Origin of the sequence: Pantoea septica, assembly GCF_002095575.1 — a bacterium.
GTDB classification, from domain to species: Bacteria; Pseudomonadota; Gammaproteobacteria; order Enterobacterales; family Enterobacteriaceae; genus Pantoea; species Pantoea septica.
Genome location: NZ_MLJJ01000016.1, coordinates 49,877 through 70,832, shown reverse-complemented (window position 1 = coordinate 70,832; position 20,956 = coordinate 49,877). Strand labels below are relative to the sequence as shown.

19 protein-coding genes and 2 pseudogenes are annotated in these 20,956 nt (G+C 52.7%); 8 read left to right on the top strand and 13 right to left on the bottom strand.

The features are described 5' to 3' along the window. Positions 1-2: 2 nt before the first annotated feature. Both HA46_RS10825 and silP read left to right on the top strand, forming a co-directional pair. Entirely contained in the window at positions 3-443 is a 441-nt protein-coding gene (locus tag HA46_RS10825; protein ID WP_048785320.1) for a DUF411 domain-containing protein, read from the top strand. A 117-nt stretch (positions 444-560) separates the two neighbouring features. Beyond that, the gene (silP, locus tag HA46_RS10820; RefSeq protein ID WP_084884205.1) at positions 561-3,002 is read left to right on the top strand and encodes an Ag(+)-translocating P-type ATPase SilP; all 2,442 of its coding nucleotides are present in this window, start codon (positions 561-563) and stop codon (positions 3,000-3,002) included. Between the two features lie 137 nt (positions 3,003-3,139). Here silP and HA46_RS10815 read toward each other — a convergent pair. From HA46_RS10815 to HA46_RS10770, 9 genes and pseudogenes are all read right to left on the bottom strand, one after another. Beyond that, a pseudogene (locus HA46_RS10815) lies at positions 3,140-3,430 on the bottom strand (Y-family DNA polymerase); the annotation flags it as partial. 8 nt (positions 3,431-3,438) lie between these two features. After that, positions 3,439-3,861: a translesion error-prone DNA polymerase V autoproteolytic subunit gene (gene umuD / locus HA46_RS10810; RefSeq protein ID WP_048785327.1), complete on the bottom strand. Its 423-nt coding sequence runs from the start codon at positions 3,859-3,861 to the stop codon at positions 3,439-3,441. Between the two features lie 413 nt (positions 3,862-4,274). After that, complete coding sequence (gene copM / locus HA46_RS10800; protein WP_048785333.1) at positions 4,275-4,625, bottom strand: CopM family metallochaperone; 351 nt, start codon at positions 4,623-4,625, stop codon at positions 4,275-4,277. A 147-nt stretch (positions 4,626-4,772) separates the two neighbouring features. Continuing rightward, positions 4,773-6,170, bottom strand: coding sequence for a heavy metal sensor histidine kinase (locus HA46_RS10795; protein WP_048785335.1), 1,398 nt, complete (start codon positions 6,168-6,170; stop codon positions 4,773-4,775). Then, entirely contained in the window at positions 6,167-6,847 is a 681-nt protein-coding gene (locus HA46_RS10790; protein ID WP_048785337.1) for a heavy metal response regulator transcription factor, read from the bottom strand. The genes HA46_RS10795 and HA46_RS10790 overlap by 4 nt, the downstream gene beginning before the upstream one ends. A 28-nt stretch (positions 6,848-6,875) precedes the next feature. After that, entirely contained in the window at positions 6,876-7,808 is a 933-nt protein-coding gene (gene copD / locus HA46_RS10785; RefSeq protein ID WP_048785340.1) for a copper homeostasis membrane protein CopD, read from the bottom strand. A gap of 4 nt (positions 7,809-7,812) precedes the next feature. Next, positions 7,813-8,193 carry a copper homeostasis periplasmic binding protein CopC gene (gene copC, locus HA46_RS10780; RefSeq protein WP_075203224.1) on the bottom strand — a complete coding sequence of 127 codons (381 nt, stop codon included), beginning with the start codon at positions 8,191-8,193 and terminating at the stop codon, positions 7,813-7,815. Between the two features lie 38 nt (positions 8,194-8,231). Then, positions 8,232-9,035 (bottom strand): copper resistance protein B, encoded by an 804-nt coding sequence (locus HA46_RS10775; RefSeq protein WP_311779046.1) that lies wholly within the window; start codon positions 9,033-9,035, stop codon positions 8,232-8,234. Positions 9,036-9,258: 223 nt separating this feature from the next. Next, on the bottom strand, positions 9,259-11,073 hold the full coding sequence (locus HA46_RS10770) for a copper resistance system multicopper oxidase (protein WP_048785343.1): 1,815 nt from the start codon (positions 11,071-11,073) through the stop codon (positions 9,259-9,261). A 280-nt stretch (positions 11,074-11,353) separates the two neighbouring features. Between HA46_RS10770 and HA46_RS10765 the strand changes: the two genes are divergently transcribed. Continuing rightward, complete coding sequence (locus HA46_RS10765; protein ID WP_048785345.1) at positions 11,354-11,596, top strand: hypothetical protein; 243 nt, start codon at positions 11,354-11,356, stop codon at positions 11,594-11,596. 273 nt (positions 11,597-11,869) lie between these two features. Here HA46_RS10765 and HA46_RS21625 read toward each other — a convergent pair. Then, positions 11,870-12,307: pseudogene (locus tag HA46_RS21625) on the bottom strand (site-specific recombinase). Positions 12,308-12,875: 568 nt separating this feature from the next. Here HA46_RS21625 and HA46_RS10755 point away from each other — a divergent pair. The 4 genes from HA46_RS10755 (at position 12,876) to arsC (ending at position 16,322) form a co-directional block, all read left to right on the top strand. Further along, positions 12,876-13,871 (top strand): IS110 family RNA-guided transposase, encoded by a 996-nt coding sequence (locus HA46_RS10755; RefSeq protein WP_048781208.1) that lies wholly within the window; start codon positions 12,876-12,878, stop codon positions 13,869-13,871. Between the two features lie 246 nt (positions 13,872-14,117). After that, on the top strand, positions 14,118-14,471 hold the full coding sequence (locus HA46_RS10750) for a metalloregulator ArsR/SmtB family transcription factor (RefSeq protein WP_048781207.1): 354 nt from the start codon (positions 14,118-14,120) through the stop codon (positions 14,469-14,471). An 89-nt stretch (positions 14,472-14,560) separates the two neighbouring features. Next, on the top strand, positions 14,561-15,844 hold the full coding sequence (locus HA46_RS10745) for an arsenic transporter (protein WP_048781206.1): 1,284 nt from the start codon (positions 14,561-14,563) through the stop codon (positions 15,842-15,844). Between the two features lie 49 nt (positions 15,845-15,893). Continuing rightward, positions 15,894-16,322 carry a glutaredoxin-dependent arsenate reductase gene (gene arsC, locus HA46_RS10740; RefSeq protein WP_048781205.1) on the top strand — a complete coding sequence of 143 codons (429 nt, stop codon included), beginning with the start codon at positions 15,894-15,896 and terminating at the stop codon, positions 16,320-16,322. Between the two features lie 66 nt (positions 16,323-16,388). Here arsC and arsH read toward each other — a convergent pair whose 3' ends face one another. The 3 genes from arsH to HA46_RS10725 all read right to left on the bottom strand — a co-directional run bounded on the left by arsH (position 16,389) and on the right by HA46_RS10725 (position 20,253). Then, a complete protein-coding gene (gene arsH / locus HA46_RS10735) occupies positions 16,389-17,111 on the bottom strand; it encodes an arsenical resistance protein ArsH (protein ID WP_075203156.1) in 723 nt (240 codons plus the stop codon). Further along, entirely contained in the window at positions 17,108-17,440 is a 333-nt protein-coding gene (locus tag HA46_RS10730) for an ArsR/SmtB family transcription factor (RefSeq protein ID WP_048781204.1), read from the bottom strand. The genes arsH and HA46_RS10730 overlap by 4 nt, the downstream gene beginning before the upstream one ends. A 194-nt stretch (positions 17,441-17,634) precedes the next feature. Beyond that, on the bottom strand, positions 17,635-20,253 hold the full coding sequence (locus HA46_RS10725) for a heavy metal translocating P-type ATPase (RefSeq protein ID WP_239670368.1): 2,619 nt from the start codon (positions 20,251-20,253) through the stop codon (positions 17,635-17,637). A gap of 79 nt (positions 20,254-20,332) precedes the next feature. On the opposite strand from HA46_RS10725, the gene cadR reads away from it, so the two are divergent. After that, a complete protein-coding gene (cadR, locus tag HA46_RS10720; RefSeq protein WP_075203154.1) occupies positions 20,333-20,791 on the top strand; it encodes a Cd(II)/Pb(II)-responsive transcriptional regulator in 459 nt (152 codons plus the stop codon). The last annotated feature ends 165 nt before the right edge of the window (positions 20,792-20,956 follow it).

Below are 20,956 nucleotides of genomic sequence, written 5' to 3'. Positions count from 1 at the left end.
GTATGAATAAAGTGGTGTTAGTGGCTCTGGCTCTCGGCCTGTCACTGCCGGCAATCGCAAGTGAAAAAGTCATAGATATGTACAAGTCAGAACACTGTGGGTGCTGTTTCTTATGGGGCAAGGCGATGGAAAAAGACGGGTTTAAAGTGCGAACGCACGTCATGAACGATCAGGCGCTGTCAGCCCTGAAAGAAAAGTATTCTGTTCCGGCAGGACTACGCAGCTGTCATACAGCGGTTGCAGGCAAGCTGGTCATCGAAGGCCATGTCCCGGCGACGACGATACATCAGGCAATGCAGTCAGGTTCGGGCATTTACGGTCTCGCCACACCCGGCATGCCCGCAGGCAGTCCGGGAATGGAGATGGGCGACCGAAAAGAGGCTTACAATGTTATGGCCTTTGCCCCGGATGGAAGTCAGAACGTCTTCCAGAGAATCGAATAGACGCTGATAACGGGACGCCGGCATCATCCGGTCTGATGCCGGCATTATTCGTGGTAATCGCATCCGTGACATACTCTGTAGATATGAGACGCTCAGGTGTGCATAAGGAAAATTACTGTGAAAAATGATAATGCAGTGACACACGATCACCAGCCTGCTTCTGAACAGACGCGATCCGCAGACGCCAGTCAGTCAGTGCGTAAGGTAAGGGACCCCGTGTGCAGAATGTCCATCCTGCCGGAAAAGGCGCACAGCAGCATCAGATTCCATGACCATCAGTTTTACTTCTGCTCTGCCAGCTGCGAGAGCAAATTTTCAGCCCATCCCGATCATTATCTGAGCGGAAACGCCAATGAAGCCTCCCATCATCATGAAGCTAGCCCTGAAAGGGTAAAACCGTCATACCGGCAGAGTGAGAAAACGATGTCTGACGGCGTGTGGACATGTCCGATGCATCCGGAGATACGTCGCAGTGGTCCCGGAAGTTGCCCCGTTTGTGGAATGGCGCTGGAACCGCTTGTTGCCACAGCATCCACGGGCCAGGGTGATGAACTTCGCGACATGACCAGACGCTTCTGGCTGGGATTGCTGTTGACGTTACCGGTTCTGGTGCTCGAAATGGGATCCCATTTGTTTCCGCGAATGATGCAATTACTGCAGCCACAGTACAACGTCTGGCTGCAGTTGCTTCTGGCCACTCCGGTGGTGTTGTGGTGCGGATGGACATTCTTCTCGCGTGCCGGAGCCTCGCTACGTAACCGCTCGCTGAACATGTTTACTCTCGTTGCAATGGGCACGGGAGTAGCCTGGGTGTACAGCGTCATCGCCACGATCTTTCCCTCTCTTTTTCCTGCGTCCTTCAGGATCATGAATGGCCAGGTTGCCGTGTACTTTGAAGCGGCCTCCGTTATCACGGTGCTGGTCCTGCTGGGGCAGGTTCTTGAATTACGGGCAAGGGAACAAACGTCAGGCGCCATTACCGCGTTGCTGAACCTCGCCCCCAAAACAGCCAGACGTCTGGATCCTGATGGCCATGAGACGGATATCAAAGCAGAAGACGTCCTGCCTGGCGATAAACTCCGTATCAGGCCTGGAGAGAGTGTTCCGGTTGATGGCATCGTGCTCGAAGGCCGTACCACCGTGGATGAATCGATGGTAACCGGGGAATCAATGCCGGTTACCAAAACGGAAAATGACCGCGTTATCGGAGGGACCATAAATCAGACCGGTAGCCTCATCATGCAGGCGGAGAAAGTCGGTGATGAAACAATGCTGTCCCGTATTGTAAAGATGGTCGCTGATGCGCAACGCTCACGCGCGCCCATTCAGAGAATGGCTGACAGTGTCTCGGGATGGTTTGCTCCCCTGGTAATACTCATTGCAGCCGTCACGTTTGTGGTCTGGGCTGTCTGGGGGCCTGAACCCAGGGTAGCGCACGGTCTGATAGCCGCGGTTTCGGTCCTGATTATCGCTTGTCCCTGTGCGCTGGGACTGGCCACACCCATGTCGATAATGGTGGGGGTGGGCAAAGGGGCCCAGTCAGGGGTTTTAATCAAAAGCGCTGAATCCCTGGAACGCCTTGAAAAAGTGAACACTCTGGTTGTCGATAAAACCGGCACGCTCACGGAAGGTGCGCCCTCGGTGACTGGTATAATCAGCCTGATACCGGGCGGCGAAGAGGCTCTGTTACGAGTGACGGCCGCCGTAGAAAAAGGATCACAGCATCCGCTGGGTATGGCAGTGGTCAACGCCGCACGTGAAAAAGGGATCACGGTACCGACAGTCAGTGATTTTAATGCCCCGTCAGGTAAAGGGGTCTCAGGGCATGTTGAAGGGCAACGGGTTATTATTGGTAATGAGCTGGCCATGCAGGATAACAGTATCGTTATTGATAACCAGAAGACCACTGCGGATGCCTTGCGCAGGGAAGGCGCAACCGTTATCTATGTGGCGAAAGACGGGCAGCTTGCCGGCCTGATCGCTATTTCGGATCCCCTTAAAGCAACCACGCCCGAGGCACTTAAGGCCTTACGTGGGGCGGGTATCCGTATTGTCATGCTGACAGGGGATAACCAGCTTACTGCTGAAGCCGTGGCGCATAAGCTCGGAATAGAAGAGGTCGAAGCCGGGGTTTTACCTGATGGTAAAAAAGCAGTGATTAGTCGGCTGAAAGCAACAGGCCATGTGGTGGCGATGGCGGGTGACGGCGTGAACGATGCACCTGCACTCGCGGCTGCTGACGTGGGGATTGCGATGGGTACGGGGACTGACGTGGCAATAGAGAGCGCCGGCATCACGCTTCTTAAAGGTGACCTGATGATGCTGAACAGGGCTCGCCATCTGTCCGAGATCACCATGAAAAATATCCGGCAGAATCTGTTTTTTGCCTTTATCTACAATGCCATCGGAGTGCCCGTGGCCGCAGGTCTGCTTTATCCGGCGTATGGCATATTGCTCTCGCCGGTAATTGCGGCAGCGGCTATGGCCCTTTCTTCCGTCAGTGTTATCGTTAATGCGTTACGTCTGAGAAGTATCAGGCTCGGCAAAGAAGGGCATTAATTAGTGCGCATTTGCTGACAGAAGGAGACCGTTATGAAAGTACCACTTATGCCGAGGTTGCAGTAGTCGAGCTCGCGGCATTTGTGCTTTTACGTTAGCACTGCTCACATCTGGTCGGCTACTGGGCTTATCTTTTACTGCTGATCCGGGGGGGATATTTCTTCCAGCGCCATCATTACGCGCTGGCTGAGGCTGTGATAAAGCCCGTAATTTGAGCTGAACACGTAAACCCGTTCCTGAAAATTCTGCGTCTTAATCTGGAACCATGTGGTGCCCATTTTTATTCCCAGCGCTTTTGCGCCAGCGCTGCGGGCGAGCACGCATCCATCATTGTTACTCAGCACCACCACAGGCTTCCCCCTCAGGTCGGGGCGGAATAAGGCTTCACAGCTGGCATAAAACGAATTTACGTCGGCAAGGCCAAACACAGGCATAGCTACCTCCGGCGTGCGCGCGTGCTGTTAAAAAACCATGTGACCACGCTGAGCAGCTGCAGCTCTTCAGGATAGATAATGGAATAAGACGGATTCATTGGCAGAAGTGCGAGCCGCGGGAACAGCTGAAGACGTTTGACTGTGAACTCACCATTTACCTCAGCAATAACGATATCCCCGTGGGTGGCTTCCTCTGCGCGATCAACCACCATGACGTCGCCATCACACAATCCCAGATCGCGCATACTGTGTCCGCTGGCACGTACGAAGAACGTTGATGCTCGTCGGCGTATGCAAAGCTCATTGAGATCGAGTTCTTTCTCCACGTAATCCTGAGCAGGGGAGGGGAAGCCAGCTGCGCAGGGCTCCGCATAGAGCGCTACGCGGACAGGCGGTGTGAAGACCGGTGGCCAGAGTAAGGTCAGGCCCTGTGCATAACGGCCCGGTTCATAATCCCGGCCCCCGGATGTACTGCCGTATAACGGTAATTGCGTTTGAACAGACCATAGAAATCCTCCTCTTAATTATACTGTTTATGCGCACAGCATTAATGAGGCAGTTTTATCTGGCAAGCAGAGCGAAACGGCTGCAGGCATTTAACCTGCTCATCTGTATGAAGGGTGACCGCTTTATTTCTTTTTGGCGCTGAACATTCACACACCATAAGCAAGTGGGGCAAATGTACGCAAGGCCCGGCGGTGTCTTGCATACCCTGCAGGGTAAACGATCAGGTTCTGATTCTGAGGTATGTGAGAACAAAAAAAGCAATGACTCGCCAGGGCGAGCCACTGAAAGACAGGAAGGTAACTTATACGGCGCATATACTGACGGTGAAATGTTACTTTTTAAGCCAGTTTTCCATCTGCTTTATCTCTTCTTTCTGAGCACTGATAATATTTTCAGCCATTTTTTTCATCTCAGGGTCTTTGCCATATTTGAGTTCTGTTTCAGCCATAGCGATCGCCCCCTTGTGATGCTCAATCATGCCTTTTGCAAAGGCCCTGTCGGCATCCTTGTCTTTTACCGCGTTCATCATGCCGTCATGCATCTGCTGCATACCAGACATGTAGTCCTTTGACGCCGGGGACATGTTCATGTCATGCGACATTTTCATATCCGGCTTCTGGGCCATAACGGCTGCCGGCAGGGCAAGCATCAACGCAGCCAGTGTCAGAGAAAATTTCTTCATGATTCGTTCCTTCTCAGCATCAGATAAAATCAGGGTTTCAGATCGTCATCAATTATCCCTCCACTCTTTTCGGAAGAGTCTACTGATGCAGATCAGAGAGTTGTCGTTACAGGTATAAGTCTGGAACAAAAAAGCATAAGCGCAAAGTCAGGCTGCTGGCAATTCCACCGTAAAGGTTATTAACTCGCCGTTCATCACAGCCTGTAACGAACCATTGTGTGCCTGCAGAATGGATCGCGTGATTGAGAGACCGAGCCCTGCACCGTCCGTATTATGCTGACGTGACGTATCTGCCCGGTAAAACCGGTCGAAAAGTCTTGTAATATTTTTATCAGTGATGACACGGGTGCGGTTCGATACGTGTATATAAGCCAGCGTTTCCCCCTGCTCTGCGCAAATCAGGATCTCATCGCCCTCTAAAGAATATTTTATTGCATTTGTTATGAGGTTACTCAGCGCCCGCCGAATCATCAGCCGGTCACCGGCAAAGCAGGCATCGCCCTCAAGATTAAGGGATTTTCCATTTTCAGCTGCCAGGGGTTCAAAATACTCAATCAGCTCGGTAATTTCAGTATGTGCCATGATTGTCTCCTTTTTGAGGGAGAGAAGGCCATTATCTGACTTAGCCAGGAAAAGCATATCGCTGCTCATTCTGGCAAGCCTGCCCAGCTCTTCTAGATTGGAAAAAAGGATCTCCCTGTAACTGTCAGCATCACGCTCCCGTGACAACGCGACCTGCGTCTGCATCATCAGATTGCTGACAGGGGTGCGAAGCTCGTGAGCAATATCCGATGAAAATTCGGACAGACGCCGGAAGGAGCTTTCGAGCCTCTCCAGCATGCTGTTGAACTCTGCAACCGTAGGCAGGAGCTCAGCGGGTAGCCGGTGCGCCGGCAGGCGCTCGCCGAGGTTATTAACGGTTACTGCCGAGGCCAGGCGGTTAATTTCGTTAAGCGGCCGCAGCCCTATTCTGGTGACAATCCAGCCCAGCAGTATCGATATAAAAATCAGGCCCCCGTTAAACCAGATCAGCCACTTCTTTAGCTGGGCAATAAAGGCGTCGTGAAGGCTCGTATCATAGGCAGCGGTTATCAGCATATCGCGCTGCCCGCTGGCATCCGGCACACTCACTTTTCTGACGATAACGTTATAGCGCCACCCGTTATCTTCAGTCGTCTGAAGGACACCGGGCTGATGTATATTAACGGCAAAGCGCTGTTCCGGAACCGGAAACCCCGGAGAAACATAGTCGGTCAGTATCCGGTTGTCCGCAGTTCTGACGGACAGATAAAGTCCACTATGGCCTACCATCGCGTCGGCTAACTTACGTGCCAGTCCGGCGTTGTTCAGGCGACCGCTATGAAACTCTCCTTCAAGCAGCTCGGTTGCCAGCTCAAGCTTTCCGTTAAGCAGCGTCAGATCCTGATTACGGAAATAGCTGTCCAGCGCGGTCACCAGTAAGGCGCTCGAAAGCAGCCATACAGACATCATGACGCCTGCAAACACAATGCTCAGCCTGGACGTCAGGGACCAGTTACGCTTCACTCTTCACGGATCTCCAGTACGTAGCCGATTCCCCGTACGGTATGAATAAGCTTTGGGCTGAAGTCGTCGTCAATTTTGCTACGCAGGCGTCGGACAGCCACATCAATAACATTCGTGTCACTTTCAAAATTTATATTCCACACCAGCGAAGAAAGCAGGTTTCGGGGCAGAACTTCTCCACGACGCTGCAGCAACAGCTCCAGGAGAGAAAACTCTTTGGATGAAAGATGGATTCGTTTCCCGGATCTGCTGACACTCCGGCGGGCGACATCTATAGTCAGGTCTGCAATGGTAAGTATACCGCCCGTCTGTGAGCGGTTACGCCTCAGCTGCGTCCGGATGCGGGCCAGCAGCTCAGCAAAGTCGAAGGGCTTGAGCAGATAGTCATCGGCCCCCAGATCGAGGCCTCTGATTTTTTCGCTGATATTGTCTTTTGCGGTAAGAAACAGCACGGGTTCTTCATGACGGGCCATTCTCATCTGCCGCAGGATATCCCATCCGTCCATGGAGGGCAGCATAATATCCAGAATGATAAGGTCATAACGCTGCTTCAGTATGTGCTCAAGCCCCTGCAGGCCGTCATTGACCAGGGTCACGTTGTAGCCCGCCTCCTGGAGGCCTTGTCTGAGGTAAGTTCCTGTTTTAAGTTCGTCCTCAACGATAAGAATTGAGCTCATGGCGACATATCCCGTTTCAGCTTAATGATTACTCCATACCCGAGCCGGGCGACAGGGTGCCAAGCCATGCTACGGTTGCGAGGATCAGGATGGATACACTGAACTCTGTGATAATACTTCTGCGCATCAGTGCAATTCCTGTCTTATACCTGCCCTGACTCAGGGCGGTTTCCAGTCTGGGAGCCAGCCTGAAGCGGTTAGCGGCCGCCAGCAACAGCATCACAAAGAAAAGTGCGGTTTTGGTAAGCAATAGTAACCCGTAATGACTGCCCGGCAGCGTCCGGAAGGGATCGTCAACAATATAGAAAAAATTAATCCCGGCGGTCAGAACGATGCTGACAACAATCACAGACCCTGTTCTGCCAAATCCTGTCAGCGCATCAGAAAGCTGACGAGCGTGACCGGCATTTTCAACTTTTTTCAGGCACAGCAGGATACTGAATGCCGCCAGGGCTCCAACCCATGCTCCCGCTGCCGACAAATGAACTATATCACTCAAAAGGTGAAGCCAGTAATCAGGCCCGTCATTCATTGCAGCATGGCCACCCCAGGCAAGCGTAGACAGTGCAACGCCTCCTGACAGAGTCAGTACATAATGGGATATGCGGGCATTGCGCAGACGTAACCCCAGCCCCATAAAAGCGATTAACAGCGCAATCAGGCGTATAACCCAGCTCAGGCCGACGGCTGTTTCCCCGATTACCATCTCCATAATGTGAAGCGTAATTTCGCCGACATCAGTCATGCCGCTCATTGCCTTAGCGACAAGCAGCATATTAGCCAGCGATAAAACAATGCCTGCCGAAATCAACAGGAAGTAGAACGACCAGACGCTGAAAAGTGACACCGATTTTTTAAGTTTTCCCCTGACGGCATACAGTTCAAATAAGGGCAGACCAAATAAAACCATCAGGTCCAGATAAAGAAAAAAACGGATAACAATAAAGGTCTGATCGTTCATGATATTACTTCACATCAAAACTGTAGTTACCGGTGCGCGGATGCGTATCGGAAGAGACAGCGCGCCATTCCACTTTATAGGTACCGGCGCCAAGAGGCTTAGCTGGTGTAATCACCATCGTTTTTGGATCGCTGCCTGCTGCTACTTTCGCGGCTACAGGCATGGGTGAATGAGAGGACATGCCCGGCATTGCCGTCATGACCAGGCGGGCACCTGAAAATTTCGTAACCAGGTTTTCTGTAAAGTGCAGTTCAACTTTCGCAGGAGCGGATACCTGCGACTTGTCTGCAGGAACAGAGGAGGCCAGCTCCGGGTGTGCCTGTGCAGTGAATGCGGCAAAAGAAGCAGCAACAGCGATGGCGTAAGTAGCAAAAGAATATTTCATAGTCATACCTGTCTTGTTGTTTATTAAGATTAACTACTTCAGAACCACACGCGGGCTCCGAGCAGGAAACGTACTTCGTTATCCTTTTCTCCCTCGCGGGCGGCCATGTCGGCGGTATTGCCGTACAGCTGATTCCATGAAACTCCGATATAGGGCGCAAATTCACGCCTCACTTCATAACGAAGCCGCAGCGAGAGTTCGGTATTAGACAGCCCTTTTCCGATCTCCCGGTCTTTATCATCTTTGCTGAAGACATTCGCCTCCAGTGATGGCTGCAGGATCAGCCTGTTGGTCAGCAACACGTCATATTCAGTCTCAAAACGCAAAGCCGTCCGACCCCTTTCACCGGCAAACGCGGTCAGCTCGGTTTCCAGGTTATAAAGCGGCATCCCCTGAAAACCGGCAGCAAGCCAGGTCTGCTGCCGGCCGGGCCTGAAATCCTGACGCGCACCGGCGACGACGTCCCACCACGGTGAGACTGCGTGTCCCCAGAGAGCCTGAACTTCGGCGCTTTCCGTTTTTCCTTTGCTGGTTTCACCTTCACTGCGTAACCAGAGGCGATCTATATCGCCACCAACCCAGCCGCTGACATCCCAGCTGAACCCGCCGGAATCATTGTTTTTTTGCCACTCCAGCTGGTCGGCCAGCACATACCAGTTAATGCTGCTGTCGTGCACTTTATGCCCGTGTACATCCGGAAATGCTGCCCGCCGATCGGCATCGGTCAATGCCGGAATCGGTGTGCGGCTCTCAGTCGGGGCGGCTGGCTGCATAGACTCCATGCCATCCATTCCGGACATACTTTCCATACCCGCCATGTTTCCCATTCCGGAGTGATCCATCCCGGTCATGTTTTCCATACCAGAATGATCCATGCCACTCATTTTTGAATGGTCCATGCCTTTCATGTCGTGCCCCTGCATACTGGGCATCGATGCAGAATCTGCGGCCCGTGCTGTGGATATATAACTGCCAGAAAATGCTGATAAAATCAGCAGGCTGGCTGCAGGGCAGGAAATGATTTTTTTCTTGTTAATGCGTTCAGAAACTGACATCAGAAGTACCTCACTCAATTACCCGGACTTCGCGGAACATGCCGGTTTCCATATGAAACAGCAGGTGACAGTGATAAGCCCAGCGGCCCAGCGCATCAGCGGTAACCCGATAACTGCGGCGGGTTCCCGGTGGCATATCAATGGTGTGCTTACGGACAAGGAAATTACCCTCCTCATCTTCCAGATCGCTCCACATGCCATGAAGATGAATCGGGTGAGTCATCATGGTGTCATTAACGAGTACGATACGGACTCGCTCGCCGTACCGGAGTGTGACGGGCTCTGAATCAGAAAATTTTATGCCGTTAAAAGACCAGGCAAATTTTTCCATGTGCCCGGTGAGGTGAAGTTCGATGGTACGTGACGGCTCTCGCCCGTCCGGGTCTTCGAACGTGCTTTTCAGATCGGCATATGTCAGGACCTTACGTCCGTTATTACGCAGCCCGATACCCGGATCGCTGAGTTTAGGAGTGGGCATCATGGCCTGCATATCGACCAGAGGATTACCGGTTTCAGAAGCCGGATGCTTTTGCATGTCACTCATTCCAGCCATACTGCTGTGATCCATGCCCGCCATGCTGCCGGCTGCAGCGGCAGGCATGCTGTTGCCATCCATGCCCTGCATTTCACCGCCATCCATGCCCTGCATCTGCCCTGCATCAGCCATGCTGCTGTGATCCATTGCGCCCATGCTTCCATGATCCATGCCTCCCATGCCCATATCATCCATGGTCAGCCAGGGCCGGGCGTCGACAGAGGGGACGGGGGCTGAAAGCCCCTCACGTGAGGCGAGCGTCCCCCGTGCATAACCGCTTCGGTCCATCGACTGTGCGAAAATGGTATAGGCATCCTGAGCCGGTTCAACGATGACATCATAAGTTTCAGCAACAGCAATGCGGAATTCATCTACGGCGACAGGGTTGACATACTGACCATCAGCGGCAACCACGGTCATCTTCAGGCCGGGGATCCGCACGTCGAAGTAAGTCATGGCAGAGCCGTTAATAAAGCGCAGGCGAATTTTTTCACCCTTACGGAAAAGACCAGTCCAGTTTTTTGCTGGCCCCTGACCGTTCATCAGGTAGGTGTACGTAGCTCCACTGACGTCGGCGAGGTCGGTCGGGTTCATTTTCATTTCAGCCCACATCTTGCGGTCCGCCAGCGTATTGCTGAGGCCTTTTTCCCGGGCATCCCTGAAGAACTCACGTGCGGTAGGTTTGGCAAAGTTGTAATAATCAGACTGTTTTTTAAGCTTTGCGAGAATGGCAGACGCATTTTCATCAGACCAGTCCGTCAGCATGACCACATGCTCCCGGTCATATGTAAACGGTTCCGGATCTGCAGCATCAATAATGATTGGTCCGTACACACCTTCCTGCTCCTGCAGACCGGAATGACTGTGATACCAGTAGGTTCCATTTTGCTTTACACGGAAGGAGTAGACGTAGGTGTTATCCGGCTCTATGCCGTGGAAGCTGAGACCCGGGACGCCATCCATGTTGGCAGGCAGGATAATGCCGTGCCAGTGTATGGAGGTAGGTTCATCGAGTCGGTTTCTGACGCGCAGCGTAACGGTATCTCCTTCTTTCCAGCGCAGCAGCGGGCCCGGTAAACCGGCATTAATTGTTTTGGCATAACGGGGGTTACCCGTGATATTGAGCGGAGTTTCTGCGATAAATAAATCAAATTCAGTTCCGGTCATGGTGCGTGCGCTCATCAGACTCACTGCTGAAAACGCATCAAAGGATCGCAGGCCAACTCCTCCGACAATCCCGGCAACTGTAATCCCTTTTATAAAGTCGCGGCGTGAACTATTTAGCGGCATGACTGTGCTCCGAAATAGGTACTTCAGTCAGAAAAACATCCTGATTCTGATGTGCCAGTACTGTCTGTGAAAGAATGTTTATATGAATAACTGCAAACTATCACAGCCAGGCTGAGCAGATGATTACAATCCTGTCATGTTGAAAGAAGCTGATTTAAATTACATTTCTGTCATATTTAACCTGCGCTTTCATTTTTACTCTACGATAGAAACCACTGAAGCAGTGATACACCACCTGGCTAAAAGCTGGTTTTTATTATTGAATGCGAAGGAGTCTTAAATGAAAAAATTTATCCTTGTTACAGCCGTAACCATGCTGACTGTTACATCGGCATGGGCGAATCAGGTGCCGGAAAAAAACGGTGAATGTGCCAGTATGAATTGCATGTCAATGTCTAAGTCCACGTCTGTGAATGAACATGAGCAGGCAATTATTGCACATGAAACTATGAACAATGCAAATTCTCCGGCACACCAGAGCATTATTGATATGCATCGCAAAATGCTGCAGCAGGGACAATAGCTTTCATCACCCTGTTATACAGGAGTGCCTTTGGTTCTCATGAGCTTTCAATTGTGTCCCGGATGTTGTGTGATTTACCCTCATTAATCATATGGTTGTTAAAACTTTCTGGCTGAGTTCAGCCGGCCCGTCTGACTGTGGCGGGCCTTCTTTTTCTATCTGACCAGTAGTATGAAAGACAGTGTTAATGATTTTTTATTATTTATTTAGAGGTTTAATTCTACTTTGACTTGATTGTTAATAAGGTTTTTCAATAAGAAGATAACTAATGCATTATGGATCCTTTTTTATGGCTACATTCAGTTTCTGTATATATCTCTCAATTATCGTCTTTTCATCACTTGTCATAGGCACTTCCTCCATATAACGTTTTACGGACGAGTTGCTTTTAATAAGTAAGCTTTTTGCACTATTTTTGGGAAGGTTGAAGTCGTATCCGGTACAAGTCATACGATGCGGGCAATTACTCCAGAAAGAATTTGTGCAATAAGAATCACCCAAATCATATTACATTGCCGGACTTGTAAGACTGAAGGTGTCAGGGGCATGGTCAATAAATACGCTAATCATATGTGATATTCGATCAACCCCAACTTCCGGATAATCGCTGGCGCTGCGCATCAGGTAGATTGAGTGTGTGGAAAGGCTGACCATATCACCAAGGTTGAGCCGCTTTTCCTCATAGTTCTGCGCCGGGTTCTGAAATGCCATTTATCCTTCCTTTATCAGCTTCTTGACGTAGATTTTAGCCTTCCGTGGCCTGTGACGCCTGCTCTTATCCCAGAATTACTGCGATTACTGCAGTCAGAATATGCAGCACGACTGGCAGCAGGAGACCGCCACAATGCCAGAGATCGCTACAGAAAAGGCTGAGCTGTGAGTAAATTTTCCTGACGTTATTTCCTTGAGGCGGGCGAGCAGTGCGCAGCCTGCCCCTGAATGCCGCTTTAGCGGCATAGAGGCGCCAGAAGCAGCCACATATTGCACAAGAGCTGCATGGCGCCGGTAGCACGGCGAAGCCGGTTCCGTTTTGATAGGTTTCACCGCTCCCATCCCTTGCCCTTGTATCTAAGATTATGTGGTGATTAGCTACCACCACTGAAGCAGAGCGAGCCCGCCCTTGTCCTTAAGGTCATTAACAGACTGAACGTTGTTTAGCAGCATCAGGCCCTCCGCTTCACCTTTCACGCCAGCACATCAGGTTGAACGGTTACCGGGAGCTCGACTCCGTATGTACAAGGCAAACAGGCGTGACGGTTTATGTGAGAGGAGCGAAACTATGTTTCCAGTGGGTGTAGACGTAAGCAAAAGCACGCTTGATCTGTGCATGCTTTATGACGGTATCAAAGGTCGCATCAAAACGCGCAATATCCGGAATGATCGGAGCGCAACAGATAACATAATTCGCTGGCTCAGGCTCCAGCACTGCGGTCCGCAGGACGTTCATTTGGTTATGGAAGCAACCGGTGTTTATCACGAGCGGCTGGCCACTGACTTATATGACGCAGGTTTCTGTGTGTCACTGGCTAACCCTCACCGTAGCAGAGAATTTGCCCGCGGCATGGGGATCATGACGAAAACGGACAAAGTCGATGCATACATGCTGGCCTGTTACGCACTCCTGAAAAAGCCACATCGCTGGAAGCCGCCGGCACCTGAAATCAGACATCTCAGTGCGCTCTTACGTCGCAGGGATGTGCTGCTGGGCGATGCCGTGCGTGAGGAGAATCGCCTGGAAAAATACCTGTCAACCTATACGCCTGCAGATGTCATCAGTTCCTGCATGCGCATGGCGCATCTGCTTCGTGAAGAGGTAGACAGCATCGAGCGACAAATCAAAGCGCACATCCAGGCTTGTCCTGACCTGAAGCGGGATTTCAGCCTGCTGACATCGATTAAGTCTGTCGGGCCGCAGCTGGGAATGCACATGCTGGTCGTGCTGCGCAGCTATAATATTGAGTCAGCTGAACAGGCTGCAGCTTTTCTGGGGGTGGTGCCTGTGGAGAAGCGTTCAGGCACGTCGGTACGCAATCGCTCCCGCATGTCGAAAATAGGCCCTCCTCAGTTAAGAGCAAAGCTTTATATGTCAGCCCTTTGCGGAAAAATTCACAATAAGCGGATGCGCAATATGTACAATGAGCTGTGCCTGCGAGGAAAGCCAAAAATGGTGGCCATTGGTGCCCTGATGAGAAAACTGGTGCACTGGTGTTACGGTGTACTGAAAACAGGTACCGCATTCTGTGACGAGATTTCAAATTCCCTGGTACATACCTGATGTCCGTCCAGATATTAAAGGCGTAGTTCATAGAACAGACACTATGAACAAGGCAAAGTCCGCTAAGAGCGAAAAGCGGACATTAAGCGATTACATCCTCCCGTGATTAACGCTCGGTTGTATTACAGAACTGGTTTGCAAAAAAGAATATGCAACGGGGGTGATATATATTCTTTTTCGAATATATAGTTGATCGCCAGTCTGTACGTAGCGATACTACCTGTTGCTTCATACACAGGAGTTGTCATGGTTCACCTAAACCCCCTTCAGCTTTTCAAAGCGTTGTCTGATGAAACCCGACTCAGTCTGGTGCTGCTACTGCGGGAAAAGGGGGAGCTTTGCGTCTGTGAACTCACATCCATTCTCAGGGAAGCCCAGCCAAAAATTTCCCGTCATCTTGCGTTGCTCAGAGACAGCGGCCTGCTTATCGACCGGCGTGATGGCAAATGGATTCATTACCGGCTGTCACCTCACATGCCTGCCTGGGCGGCAGCCGTCATTGAACAGGCTTATCTGTGTCAGCGGGATGACATTCTGCACCTCAGCCAGCAGGCTGAGCGGGACAACGCAATGACTAACGGTAAACCTGTCTGCATTTAAAAATTTGACCATACATATATGCTTTTACGTATATGTATTCATTGGGTCGTTGTGCCAGTTCTGACAGGCGCAGTTTTGAAGGAGGGTATATGTTTCTGGCGGGTGCAATTTTTATTTTGACGCTGGTGCTGGTTATCTGGCAGCCGAAAGGGCTCAGTATTGGCTGGAGTGCCCTTATCGGGGCTGCGCTGGCGCTGCTGACCGGCGTAGTGCATATCGGGGATATTCCGGCCGTCTGGCAGATTGTCTGGAACGCCACGGCCACGTTTATTGCGGTCATCATCATCAGCCTGCTGTTAGATGAGTCAGGATTTTTTGAGTGGGCGGCACTGCACGTTTCCCGCTGGGGAGGCGGCAGGGGCAGGCTGCTGTTCACGTATATTGTTCTGCTGGGTGCGGCGGTGGCGGCGCTGTTCGCTAATGACGGCGCGGCACTTATCCTGACGCCCATTGTTATCGCCATGCTGCTGGCGCTGGGCTTCAGCCCCGGGGCCACGCTGGCATTTGTGATGGCGGCTGGCTTTATCGCGGACACGTCCAGCCTGCCGCTCATCGTGTCGAACCTGGTCAACATCGTGACGGCGGATTTCTTTAAGCTGGGCTTCAGTGAGTATGCGTCAGTCATGGTGCCGGTGAATATTGCCTCCGTGGCGGCCACGCTTGTGATGCTGCATCTGTTTTTTCGCAAAGACATTCCGGCAACCTATGACCTGGTTAAGCTGAAAACGCCACGGGAAGCTATCCGTGACATGCGCACTTTTAAAACCGGGTGGCTGGTGCTGCTCCTGCTTCTGGCCGGCTTTTTTGGTCTGGAGCCGCTGGGCGTGCCGGTCAGTCTGGTCGCGGCGGTAGCCGCATTTATTCTCTGGCTGGTTGCGCGGAAAGGACACGCTATTGATACCCGGAAGGTGCTGAAGGGCGCGCCCTGGCAGATAGTCATCTTCTCGCTGGGCATGTATCTCGTTGTGTATGGCCTGCGCAACGCCGGACTTACGGATTATCTCTCTGCCATCCTGAACCGCTTTGCGGAGCACGGCGTCTGGGGTGCCACGCTGGGCACCGGTTTTCTGACGGCCTTCCTGTCATCGGTCATGAACAACATGCCTACCGTACTGGTTGGCGCGCTTTCCATTGACGGCAGTACCGCTCAGGGAGTGGTAAAGGAGGCGATGGTTTACGCCAACATCATCGGCTGCGATCTCGGTCCGAAAATCACCCCAATCGGCAGCCTGGCAACCCTGCTGTGGCTGCACGTTCTGGCGCAGAAAAACATCACCATCAGCTGGGGCTATTACTTTCGCGTGGGCATCGTAATGACCCTGCCGGTGCTTTTTGTGACGCTGGCGGCGCTGGTCCTGCGCCTGTCTGTTTAACCTTAACCCCGGGGCTGCGTCTGCGCAGCACCGTAACGGAGTACCGTTTATGACTGATATCACCATTTATCACAACCCGGCTTGCGGGACGTCCCGTAATACCCTGGCGCTTATCCGCAACAGTGGCGTGGAGCCTTCAGTGATTATGTATCTGGAGACGCCGCCGACGCGCGACGAGCTGCAAAAACTGATTGCGGATATGGGGATTAGCGTGCGCGCGTTGCTGCGCAAAAATACAGAGCCCTATGAGCAGCTGGGTCTGGCAGAGGACCGGTTCAGCGATGAAGAACTGCTGGATGCCATGCTGGCTCACCCCATCCTCATTAACCGTCCGGTAGTTGTGACGCCTCTCGGCACAAAGCTCTGTCGTCCGTCTGAAGCGGTTCTGGACATTCTGCCAGATCCGCAGCAGGGGCCTTTTACAAAAGAAGATGGCGAGCAGGTTATTGATGAGCACGGAAACCGTATCAGCCGCTGACCCCTGAGCATGCGCCTGACTGGACGGGACATACAAAAACAAAAGCCGGCAAAATGCCGGCTTTTTTCATATGCTGCGCTGGTTGACCCGCTCTGAAAGCTGCGCGGCGCTTTCTTTCCTTTCGCTGTAGCGATCGGTCAGATATTCACTCCGGCCGCGCGTCAGGAGGGTGAATTTCATCAGCTCCTCCATCACGTCAACGATGCGGTCGTAATACGGGGAAGGCTTCATGCGGCCGTCCTCCTCAAACTCGGCCCAGGCTTTTGCTACGGATGACTGGTTCGGGATGGTAATCATGCGCATCCAGCGGCCGAGGATGCGCATCTGGTTGACGGCATTAAACGACTGCGAGCCGCCGCTCACCTGCATGACGGCGAGAGTTTTTCCCTGCGACGGGCGAACCGCGCCGGACGTCAGGGGTATCCAGTCAATCTGCGCCTTCATGATGCCGGTCATGGCGCCGTGACGCTCAGGCGAGCACCAGACCATACCTTCTGACCAGAGAACCAGCTCACGCAGCTCGACAACTTTTGGGTGCGTCTCCGGGGCATCGTCAGGCAGCGGCAGGCCGGACGGGTTAAAAATTTTAACCTCTGCGCCCATCGCCGTCAGGAGCCGGGCGGCTTCCTCCGTCGCCAGCCGGCTGTAAGAGCGTTCTCGCAGCGAGCCGTAGAGCATCAGAATGCGAGGCGGGTGCGCCACTTCTGTGGCATGCAGTTTCTCTTCCGTCAGCGGCATGTCCAGAAGCGCGGGGTCAATGTTTTTCAGGGTATTGTTGATGTTGTTCACAATGAGGTCTCTTCGTGAGTCGTCGCGGGTGACAGGCCGCAGCTGCCGCCTGCGCAGCATTCTTCTGTCAAAAAGGCCATCAGCTGCTCAAGCTGCGCATAACACGGTCTGCAGAACAGAGTACGGCTCTGCCTTTCCTGGTTGATCAGGCCGGCGGATATCAGCGCAGAAAGATGATGGCTGAGCGTGGAGGCCGGAATGCCGAGGCGCTTCTGCAGTTCGCCGACCGGCAGGCCATTATGGCCCGCCTTAACCAGTTCCCGATAAATGCCCAGGCGCGTCGGGTGTCCTAATTCACGGAGTGCATTTGCTGCAGTATTTAAATCCATACTTCCTCCATAACTGTATTTCCAGAATAATGGAAATATATTTATGGAGTCAAACGGGCAAAATCTTTTTATTTGAGTAATTGTTAAAGCTGAACGTCTGTTTCTGGCATAACACGGATGCATGCGCAGGACAGCGTTCACTATGAGTGAAAAGAGAACATTGCCCGTCATCCGACGGGCAACACATTAAGCAGCTATTTACGCAATAAACGCAGGCCGTTTGCCACAACAAGCAGGCTTGCGCCCACGTCCGCAAACACGGCCATCCACATTGTGCCCATGCCTGCGATTGTCAGAGCCAGGAATACTGCCTTTATTCCAATTGCCATGACAATATTCTGAACCAGAACGTTGTAGGTCTGTCGGGATAGCCGGACAAAGGCAGGTATTTTCCGCAGGTCATCATCCATCAGCGCCACGTCGGCGGTTTCAATTGCAGTATCGGTTCCCATTGCGCCCATAGCGAAGCCAATATCCGCACGGGCCAGCGCCGGGGCATCATTGATGCCATCTCCGACCATGCCCGTAGTGCCCTGAGCAGCAAACGACTCTACAGCGCGGAGTTTGTCTTCCGGCAGCTGGTCGCCCCGGGCTTCATCTATACCGACCTGACTGGCGATCGCGCTGGCGGTGTGCGCATTGTCTCCCGTAAGCATGACCGTACTGACGCCGAGGCTGTGCAGCGCTTTTATCGCCTCCCGGCTGCTTTCTTTAACCGTATCAGCCACAGCAAACAGCCCGAGCACCTGCATTTTATCACTGAGTAAGACAACGGTTTTCCCCTGTGTTTCCAGCCGGGCAAGTGCCTCTTTTACAGCGGGCGGGCAGGCTAACGTTTCTTCCGTCAGCCTCAGGTTTCCAAGGTTGTAAGTTTTTCCGTTGATCACTCCTCGGACGCCGCGCCCGGCCAGAGCTTCAAAACTGTCCACGGTATAACGTTGTGTACCTTTTGCCGCCGCCGCCACGGCCTGCGATACCGGGTGATCGGAATAACCCGCCAGGCTGGCAGCCAGCGCACGCCCTTCGCTTTCCGTGACACCGGCATAAATCACCACATCTGTCTGTACCGGCTTCCCGTGAGTAAGCGTACCGGTCTTGTCGAGCGCCAGCCATTTAAGCCGGCGGCCTTCCTCCAGGTAAACACCGCCTTTAATCAGGATCCCTCTGCGAGCTGCAGACGTCAGACCGCTGACAATAGTCACCGGTGTGGAAATCACGAGCGCGCACGGACAGGCAATAACCAGCATGACCAGCGCCTTATAAATCCATTCCTGCCAGCTTCCTCCGCCAGTCAAAGGCGGAAGAACCGCAACCGCAACCGCAATGATAAATACGACGGGCGTATAGATACGTGAAAAGCGGTCGACAAAGCGTTGTGTGGGGGCTTTTGCTCCCTGAGCTTCCTCTACGGCATGAATGATTCGCGCCAGCGTGGTGTTCCCGGCAGCAGCCGTCACCCGATATTCAAAGCCGCCCGAGCCGTTAACCGTGCCGGCAAATACAGGATCGCCTTCACCTTTATCTACCGGCAGACTTTCTCCGGTAATGGGTGCCTGATTAATGGCGGTGCGGCCCCGGGTTACAATGCCATCCAGCGCAATACGCTCGCCGGGCCTGACCCTGACCACGCTGTCCAGAGAAACAGATTTTGCATCAGTTTCTTTCCAGGAACCGTCCTGCTGCTGAACCGTAGCCGTATCTGGCGTCAGCTTCATCAGGGAGCCTATAGCATTACGGGCGCGATCAAGAGACTTTGCCTCAATCAGCTCTGCTATCGTGAACAGCACCATCACCATAGCGGCTTCCGGCCACTGCCCGAGCGCCAGCGCACCGGTCACAGCAATACTCATCAGAGCATTGATGTTCAGATTGCCGTTACGCAGTGCTATCCAGCCTTTCTTGTAGGTAGTCAGGCCGCAGGCTGACACGGCAATCAGAGCCAGCGCAGCCTCGACCCACTCAGGCATGCCGACCCAGTGCATGGCCTCAGCGGCTATCGCCGCTGCGCCAGCCAGCGCCAGCGGCCACCAGGATTTTTTCTTTTCTTCCTTTACTGCATGCTGGCCACTGCTGTCAGGAAGTTCAGGTTCAAAGCCCAGTGAGCGAATGGCCACCAGAACCGGATCCAGCGCATCAGGAGTATGGACTACCGTCAGCACACGTTGCATCAGATTAAAGTCAAGCTCTTTGACCTCAGGCATGCCGTCCAGTTTTTTACGGATCAGGCCTTCTTCCACGGGACAGTCCATCTGCATAATCCGGATACTGGTACGCACCCCTTCAGCAGTAGTCTGCTGCGTCTGCAGCTCACTAAAAGTGACCGGGGACGGAGTACAGCAGGAAGCGGTCGTGCCTGATGGCTGACTGCCTGAACAAGAGCTCTTCTGACCAGCGGATTTTTCGCCCGTCAGTTGCGGATCAAATCCCAGCGAGCGTACAGCCTCAAGTACCGGTTCAAGAGCACGGGCCGCGTGAGTAACAGTAAGCGTCCGCTGCATAAGGTTAAATTCCAGATGTTTTACAGCAGACAGAGGCCCTAGTTTCTTACGGATCAGGGTCTCCTCTGTAGGACAGTCCATCTGCATAATGCGCAGGCGTGTCTGAATATCATTCCCGGCAGCATCTCTGGCTGAAGGGTTTATCGCTTCTGACGCGCAACAGCCAGTACCGCTGCAACATTCAGTGGCAGCGTCGTGTTCTGGCCTGCCTTCCTTCGCCGGAATATCGGAATTTACGACGTCCATATCTTTTACAGGCGAGTTTTTACCGGATGCGGTCGTTCCGCATTTACTGTTACTGCAGCAGTCACTCATGTTTTTATCCTGTTCATCGCTTATAGTGGCATTAAAGACCCTGAAGCAACTACAGGGTCAAGCATGAGTGAGGTGAAATATGAAAATTGGCGAACTCGCACGGCAGGCAGGGTGCCAGGTTGAAACCGTACGTTATTACGAACGGGAAGGATTATTACAGCCTGCAATACGCGACCAGACAAACAACTACCGGCATTATGACAGCACGCATCTGGAGCGACTGATGTTTATCCGTCGCTGCCGGGCGCTTGATATGACGCATGGTGAAATCCGGGTATTGCTGCAGGCGCGCAGTCAGCCAGATGCAGACTGCGGAACGGTGAACGCTCTGATAGATGAGCATCTTCATCATGTTCAGGCCCGGATTTGCGAGCTGAATATGCTGGAAAACCAGTTGAATGAGCTTCGGAGTCACTGCAACGCAAATCGGGCGACTCGCGACTGCGGCATTCTGCGTGAGCTGGAGCAGACTGAAGAGCCGGAATATGTGTCGCCAGTGATCACACCGGGCCACCTTGCAGGGAGCCATTCTCATTGATCTCTAAAAACTCCGCTCAAAAAAGCGTCTTAATCAAAAGTAAACGTCCGCTTTTGGCACAAAGCGGATATTGGCTTGAGAAGCACATACAGGCTGGCGAGCAGTGCGTAGCCAGCCCTTAAATGCCGCGAAGCGGCATGAAGGCGCCAGAAGCAGTTGCATATT

What these genes read in the sequence shown, in the direction of transcription:
- copM (WP_048785333.1), bottom strand. Translation starts at nt 4,625, where the DNA reads ATGAAGAAATTTTCTCTGACACTGGCTGCGTTGATGCTTGCCCTGCCG.
- HA46_RS10790 (WP_048785337.1), bottom strand. Translation starts at nt 6,847, where the DNA reads ATGAGCTCAATTCTTATCGTTGAGGACGAACTTAAAACAGGAACTTAC.
- HA46_RS10730 (WP_048781204.1), bottom strand. Translation starts at nt 17,440, where the DNA reads ATGGATTTAAATACTGCAGCAAATGCACTCCGTGAATTAGGACACCCG.
- HA46_RS10750 (WP_048781207.1), top strand. Translation starts at nt 14,118, where the DNA reads ATGGTTCACCTAAACCCCCTTCAGCTTTTCAAAGCGTTGTCTGATGAA.
- copC (WP_075203224.1), bottom strand. Translation starts at nt 8,193, where the DNA reads ATGAAATATTCTTTTGCTACTTACGCCATCGCTGTTGCTGCTTCTTTT.
- HA46_RS10765 (WP_048785345.1), top strand. Translation starts at nt 11,354, where the DNA reads ATGAAAAAATTTATCCTTGTTACAGCCGTAACCATGCTGACTGTTACA.
- HA46_RS10825 (WP_048785320.1), top strand. Translation starts at nt 3, where the DNA reads ATGAATAAAGTGGTGTTAGTGGCTCTGGCTCTCGGCCTGTCACTGCCG.
- cadR (WP_075203154.1), top strand. Translation starts at nt 20,333, where the DNA reads ATGAAAATTGGCGAACTCGCACGGCAGGCAGGGTGCCAGGTTGAAACC.
- copD (WP_048785340.1), bottom strand. Translation starts at nt 7,808, where the DNA reads ATGAACGATCAGACCTTTATTGTTATCCGTTTTTTTCTTTATCTGGAC.
- HA46_RS10755 (WP_048781208.1), top strand. Translation starts at nt 12,876, where the DNA reads ATGTTTCCAGTGGGTGTAGACGTAAGCAAAAGCACGCTTGATCTGTGC.
- HA46_RS10775 (WP_311779046.1), bottom strand. Translation starts at nt 9,035, where the DNA reads ATGGATCACTCCGGAATGGGAAACATGGCGGGTATGGAAAGTATGTCC.
- HA46_RS10725 (WP_239670368.1), bottom strand. Translation starts at nt 20,253, where the DNA reads ATGAGTGACTGCTGCAGTAACAGTAAATGCGGAACGACCGCATCCGGT.
- HA46_RS10745 (WP_048781206.1), top strand. Translation starts at nt 14,561, where the DNA reads ATGTTTCTGGCGGGTGCAATTTTTATTTTGACGCTGGTGCTGGTTATC.
- arsC (WP_048781205.1), top strand. Translation starts at nt 15,894, where the DNA reads ATGACTGATATCACCATTTATCACAACCCGGCTTGCGGGACGTCCCGT.
- HA46_RS10770 (WP_048785343.1), bottom strand. Translation starts at nt 11,073, where the DNA reads ATGCCGCTAAATAGTTCACGCCGCGACTTTATAAAAGGGATTACAGTT.